We start from the raw sequence: 6,096 nt of genomic DNA, 5'->3' as shown, positions 1-6,096 counted from the left end.
GTTCATAAAGCCATCTAATGAGTCTACCGTCTCTACTAAATTTTCCATACATGTTTTTGCGAGACCCGCACAAGACTCTAGATTACTTGTAACCGGTGCATCAATGATAGTCGACATCCCCTTTGAAATCTCATCTGTCGAAACCTTAATACTTGCCTTAATACTTTGAATTCGCATCGGTTGGATCTGTTTAACGGACATTGCTCAATTCCTCCTTTGGTTTCAAGACATTGATAAACTCTTCATAGGAATGAACCACATGGTCTTTCCCGTCCTTGGTCACCTCTCCATAAACTGTTAGATTATCAAACAAATCTCTGTCCTTAGGGATTAAGAGACTGTATATATCAGAGAGAAGCTTGATATCTGTCTCGTTGGTCAAGAAAAATAGCCCACCTTTCTTCTTAGTCATCAAGTCATAGGCTGCAGGATACTCCTCCTTCAAACGCCAGTCTGAAGACTGTTCAATTACGGATTGAGAAAAACTAATTGGAGTGTCTATATGTAAAAGGTCACCTGCATAATATTCTTTTAAATTAGTAAATTCTTTAAATATATTAACATTTCTGTTCTCTAGAGCCTTTCCGGCATCCTTAGGGATGTCTTCTAGTTTACCTGTTGCCATGTTAAAGAGGACTTCCTTACGATCCTCACCTCCCGTTTTCTGGAGAACGACTGTCCGGTATTCCTGATCTTTGTAAGCAAAAAAATGAGTATAGGCACTTGAAACTGGAAAGTAAGAAGCATCATAATCCGCAATAGCCTTCAAAAGATCATACTCCTTACGAGGCAAATCATCCTGACTGGTATCATAGACCTGAATCTTCCAATACTCCCCCCAACTTAGATTCTTCACATCAAAGCGATTATCTCCCGATTCATAGATTAAACGGATACTTTCTGTGGCTATAAATCGTCTCCCATGAATTACCAAACTATAGTCAACCGGCTCATCCCTATCTCTTTTCCCATTACTATTCTTTGTCTCTTTCCAAGAAATGACCAGCCCCTGTCTATCAGCTATAAATTCATGAGATGCTGGTTCTACTTCAATTGACCAAACTTTATAGCGATCATGTGTCAAATAGCGATACAAAGGATAGCCTCCAGAAACCACAACAAGAAGGCTTAAAACCCCCAGAATGATTAGTATTTTTTTCCTGTATTGTTTCATTGACTTCCTCCTGAGTATTTACTATTTAGATAGAGCTGATATTCTTCATAGCCATGTTTGGCATTTTGGTCAGAAGAAATCGATAAATGTTCCAATACATTTTTATACGTTTTCAACTGGTCTACGCTCATATTGACTAGAGAAAGATCGGTCTCCTCGCCTAAGAGATACTTGCTCATTTCTGGTGTTACAGAATTTGAGTTAAGTTGATTTTCTTTGTTTATTGCTTCTTGGATTATTGCCCTTGTATCATTACTAGTACTATTCACCTTATAATGGCTGGACGACTTCGCATATTCAACATAAGGAACAAGACCTTCATTATCCATCTCTTTCAAGCGGACCTCTGTATAAAAATTATGTGTTCTCATGCGAGAAATTGCGACTGAACTCTTCCCATCTTTCTGGAAAAGATAGGTATTCCCTCGATTTAAAAAGTCATCCACCATCTCAATGCGTGTCTTTTCTTTTTCCAAGTCATATCCCTTTAACTGATCGACATACTTCAAATAGGCTTGTATGGTTGCTGTTGGTAATTGAATACCCATATTGTATGGACCCGTCTTCGTAAAACCACTTTCAACAACTTTCCCCTTAACGGTTATATCCTTATCAATCGCAGAAAAGAGTTCTTTACTGAATTCCTTAGAATCACTGGTAGCCAGAGCATCAATCATCGAGACGATAGGAACTGCTTCAGGTATGAAAGTACCAACCAGTGCATAAGTTATAGCTTTACCCATTGCAGCACGCATATCTTTATTCGCTTCTTCGCGAGATTTCTCAAGTTCACCGATCCGAGCCTGCTTCTCTGCCATATTATTTCCAATAGCGGTTGCGTATTCTTCCATTTTGTAAACCTTGGTTTCGGTTGTATTGCTAATACTCGTTGGATAAGAGTAGCCACCTATATTCATTTCCAAGGTTGTTTTCTTTGTATCAACCGTATTCTTAAATGAAAATGTTGCATCCGATATATCTGAAATTGAAACTTTTGTTCTCGTTTCGGTGACATATAGTTTGTCACCAACTGCTAATTTTCCTTTTGATGTTTCTGTCCGTCCTATCTCCATTACATAAAGAGATTCCATCAAACTAACAAACTTATCCGTCAAAGCAAGATGCTTATTATATGCTGCCATCTGGTTGCTCTGTAAAGTGCCGTCTTTAGCATATTGAACTTCCATAACCTTTTCAAGAGTATCACCTAGCCTAACTCCAGCCTTTTGAAACTCTAGCAAAAATGGTTGGTTAGCAGAAAAATCCCGATTCCCCATAGCGTCTAAAAGATGGTTCAGAGTGGCTGCATCTCCTGATTCAATCCACTCCATCATTTCCTGAGCACCAATACTGTAAAATCCTTCACTAAGATCCCCAGGTTTTTCGTTTAATATGTCTCCTGGCTGTTTATTAAGTATTGCACCTAAAGCACGTCCATCTGCTTCTGTTTGAATACTATCCAAATAACTGATTTTTCTCTTAGTAAGACTACCATTTTTAATTCCTGCTAAGATACTAGAAGCCGGAATATTACATACTGCACTGGCATTTTTTATTCTAGTCTGTAGAGTTTTTAGTTCTGCTTCTGCATCCGTAGTATCTTTTGATAAGGTATCATGTGCTTGTTGCAAGGCGTTATGAGTATCACGACGTGCAGTCGCTGCACTAGCTAAATCATCTCCCGCAGTTGTTTTAATAGTTGTTAAATCTTCTGATTCAATACCTAGTTCAGCAGTAGCATCGTTTAATAGCGTTTGAAGATTATCGACTTTTGTTTTGATCTTCTCATATTGTTCAGACTCCACGCCATCTAATTTTTTATAGACAGAATCATTACCAGTTTGTTGAGTCCATGCTTTATTTTGGAAACCGGCAGCTGTAGCAGCATTTTCAAATGTTGATAAAGCTGTTGAAAAATGCGTAATAGTGGTAGGATACTCTTGAAATACTTGGGTCTGTAAAGTATTCAATCGAGTGAAGAAAGCATTTATTGCCTCTCCTTTGTCCTCTGAATCTCCTGTTTTACCTGCCTTTTCATTAAATTTACGCATCGTTTGTTTAGAAGCCGAGTCCACACCTTTTGAAAACTCTTGAACAGCCGAACTATAACGAGCTATGGCCGGTAAGTCATGTACTTTTATAATATCACTCATACTTTACTCCTCCGTTGTTAGACTTTTTTCAATTTCTAACCAACTAATACTAAGGCTAATCCCCGACTTCTCTGTCTCTAATTCAGAAATTTTCTGAGTCAATTTGGCCACTACGTCATCACTCTTTGCTGAAAGCTTTTGTTTAGCTGTTTTTAGTATTTTCTCTTCATTATTGGTTTCATTTAAATATGGTGTTCCTGCTAAATAATAGGTCGTTTCAATATGTTCATTGCTCGTAAGTACATATTCTATATCCGTTGAAAAATCTGTAAGTGCTTTTTTACATTCTTCCAATCGACTAATTTGACTATTCAAATTAGTAATTTCTCCACGCTTAGCATCTATCTGAGCTTGTATGGTTGCTTTCCCCATCACTCCTCCTTATATCATTAATACTTTCATTCTACTTGCTAACCCATCGGCCACATAGTAGTGTTCTTGTTCTTCTAATTGTGGCTCACGAACAGGTCTGTTGGTTACTGTCAGAACTGATTGATCGCTTAAGCGAAGCCCTATAACAGCCTGCTTATAAGAGCGAACAGTTTTTGAGACCACATCAATGTATTTAGTAATCAATGGCGAACTCATTACAAGAGAACCATATCCAGCTCGAATTCCTTTGTCTAGGACATAAGCCAATGTATCAAGCGCTTCTGAGTTTAATTCTACCACTAATTCGGTTAAATTGTAAACAACCACTGTTGCAACATGATCTCGCTGTTTGCCTTCTAACCGCTCCTGAATTCTCTTCTCTATACTTGCAATCCCCGCCTGATATTCCTCTGGACTTGCAAGAATCGTCACTCCTTCCATTTCAGGTAAGTTATGATACTTCGGTGCCAAGATGATGACCTTCTGTTTCCCTTTGGCAATGTGTTTCACCAAGGCTGTCATCTGTTCTTCTTTATCTGTTAGGTAGAGAAGATTTCCTTTAGCCAGATTCCAAGTGACGGGCTCAACTGTCTCCATGTCAAGTCCTAATGGCACGAGGCCGTGTTCATAGGCAGTCTGCACGCTTGCTCGGCTATAGAAGTCTTTCTCCGTCAACTCCTCTGGTACCATCGGGATGGCACTTGGGCGTTGTCCTGTCCAGGCTTCTTGGAGGGAAGCCACTTCCTGACGTAGGTTGTTGAGGACTTGGGTATCATTAGCTCCATAAACTGAGAGTGCCAGCTGGATCACATCCACTTCTTCCCGCTTCATAAGGGCACGGCCCTTGATGTCTTCCATAGTCATAGCGAGTGGCGTAGAGCCCACGATGGCCCGCACTTCACCCGCCTCATTTTGTGGCAGGCTCAACTGGTGCTTGAAGTTTGAGTAAAGTTGTGCACGAAGGTTGGTCTGACGTCCGGCTGTCACCAAGAGGTGAACCCCGATACTGAGACCTTCACGGGAGATGCGCACCAAGAGCTTGAAGAGTTCCGCCTCATAGGCTTCTTCCTTGAAGGCCTCATAGCTATCTAAGAGGATGACAATAGCCGGCTCTTCCTGACCACTGGCCTGACGGTAGAGGTCTAAAGTCCCAACACCATAGTCCGCAAGGAGTTTCTTACGACGGTTGAGTTCTTTCTCCATGATTCGTACAAACTTAGAGATCTTCTCCGTTTGGTCCAGAAGCATGGTATCCGCCACCTGTGGAAGCTTGGACAATGGAGCCAAACCATTGGTACCAAAGTCCATCAAGTACATGGTAAGGGCCTTGGGACTGAATTTACGAGCCAAGTCCATACCAGCAGTCTGAAGGAAGGTGGTCTTTCCTGTACCCGGACTTCCATAAAGGAGGATATGACCATCCTTGGAGAGATTGATAGAGACAGCTTCCTGCTTCTGGGCCTGCGGGATATCTGCCATCCCCAAGAGGACAGAGAGTGGTTTCTCTTGTGTCCAGGCTACTGTCGGTTGCACTTCTTCCAGTTCGTCTAGTGCGATTCGCTCTTTGAGCGGTGGCAACCATGGCTGTGGTACTGGAGGAATTTCTTGTTCTTCACACAAGAGCTGGATATGGTGCACTATCGCATCCAACTCTGTTGGAACTTCCTTGATCTCATCCACATCTTCTAAGCCTGATAGGTCTTCATTCAAGATCTCATATTGGCCCAATTCATTGATTAGGTAGATGGTATGGTCCTCAATCCCCATATCGTCCTTGTCCGGCTGGTAATCCGCGCCTGACCAGGCTGACTGGAAGAGCTCATAGACTTCATTGTTTCCGACCTGCAGATAGGCACGTCCCGTCTGGGTGATCTCTGCCGCATCCGGTGTATGAAGCATTTCATTGGAGTCCGAACGATCCGCAACTTTAAGGGCAATCTTAAAGCGAGAGTTGGACCAGATCTGGTCATCGACCACACCTGATGGCTTTTGAGTTGCTAGGATCAAGTGGACACCGAGGGAACGTCCGACACGCGCGATAGATACCAACTCCTTGATAAAGTCGGGCTGGTTGACCTTGAGCTCTGCGAACTCATCTGAGATAAGGAAGAGATGAGGGAGCGGTTCTGTCGCTTCTCCGTTTTTAAATTTTTTCTGGTATTGATTGATATGGTTGACTTCGAACTCTCCAAAGAGTCGTTCACGACGATGGATCTCCGCATTGATCGAAGCCAAGGCTCGCATGGATTGGGCACCATCCAAGTTGGTAATCGTCCCCAAGAGGTGAGGTAGGTTTTTAAAGAGATTGGCCATCCCACCACCCTTGTAGTCGATCAGCAAGAAAGCCACATCATGAGGGTGGAAGTTAACAGCGAGGGATAGGATATAGGATTGGAT

At 42.0% G+C, this 6,096-nt stretch carries 5 protein-coding genes; all 5 read right to left on the bottom strand.

Annotated elements, in window-relative coordinates; all coding sequences use genetic code 11:
* On the bottom strand, positions 1-201 hold a 201-nt coding region (locus GMD6S_RS07845), incomplete at its 3' end, for a hypothetical protein (RefSeq protein WP_000114080.1).
* Entirely contained in the window at positions 191-1,174 is a 984-nt protein-coding gene (locus tag GMD6S_RS07840) for a hypothetical protein (protein ID WP_000816351.1), read from the bottom strand. The genes GMD6S_RS07840 and GMD6S_RS07845, both read right to left, overlap by 11 nt.
* Entirely contained in the window at positions 1,171-3,327 is a 2,157-nt protein-coding gene (locus GMD6S_RS07835) for a hypothetical protein (protein ID WP_001279978.1), read from the bottom strand. The genes GMD6S_RS07840 and GMD6S_RS07835 overlap by 4 nt, the downstream gene beginning before the upstream one ends.
* A gap of 3 nt (positions 3,328-3,330) precedes the next feature.
* Entirely contained in the window at positions 3,331-3,699 is a 369-nt protein-coding gene (locus GMD6S_RS07830; RefSeq protein ID WP_000513720.1) for a DUF5082 family protein, read from the bottom strand.
* A gap of 9 nt (positions 3,700-3,708) precedes the next feature.
* A partial coding sequence (essC, locus tag GMD6S_RS07825) for a type VII secretion protein EssC (protein WP_000552492.1) occupies positions 3,709-6,096 on the bottom strand: 2,388 nt, incomplete at its 5' end.

It is taken from the genome of Streptococcus sp. GMD6S, from assembly GCF_000297015.1.
Note: the sequence above shows the minus strand (reverse complement) of the source record. Positions and strands in the feature narration are given on the sequence as shown.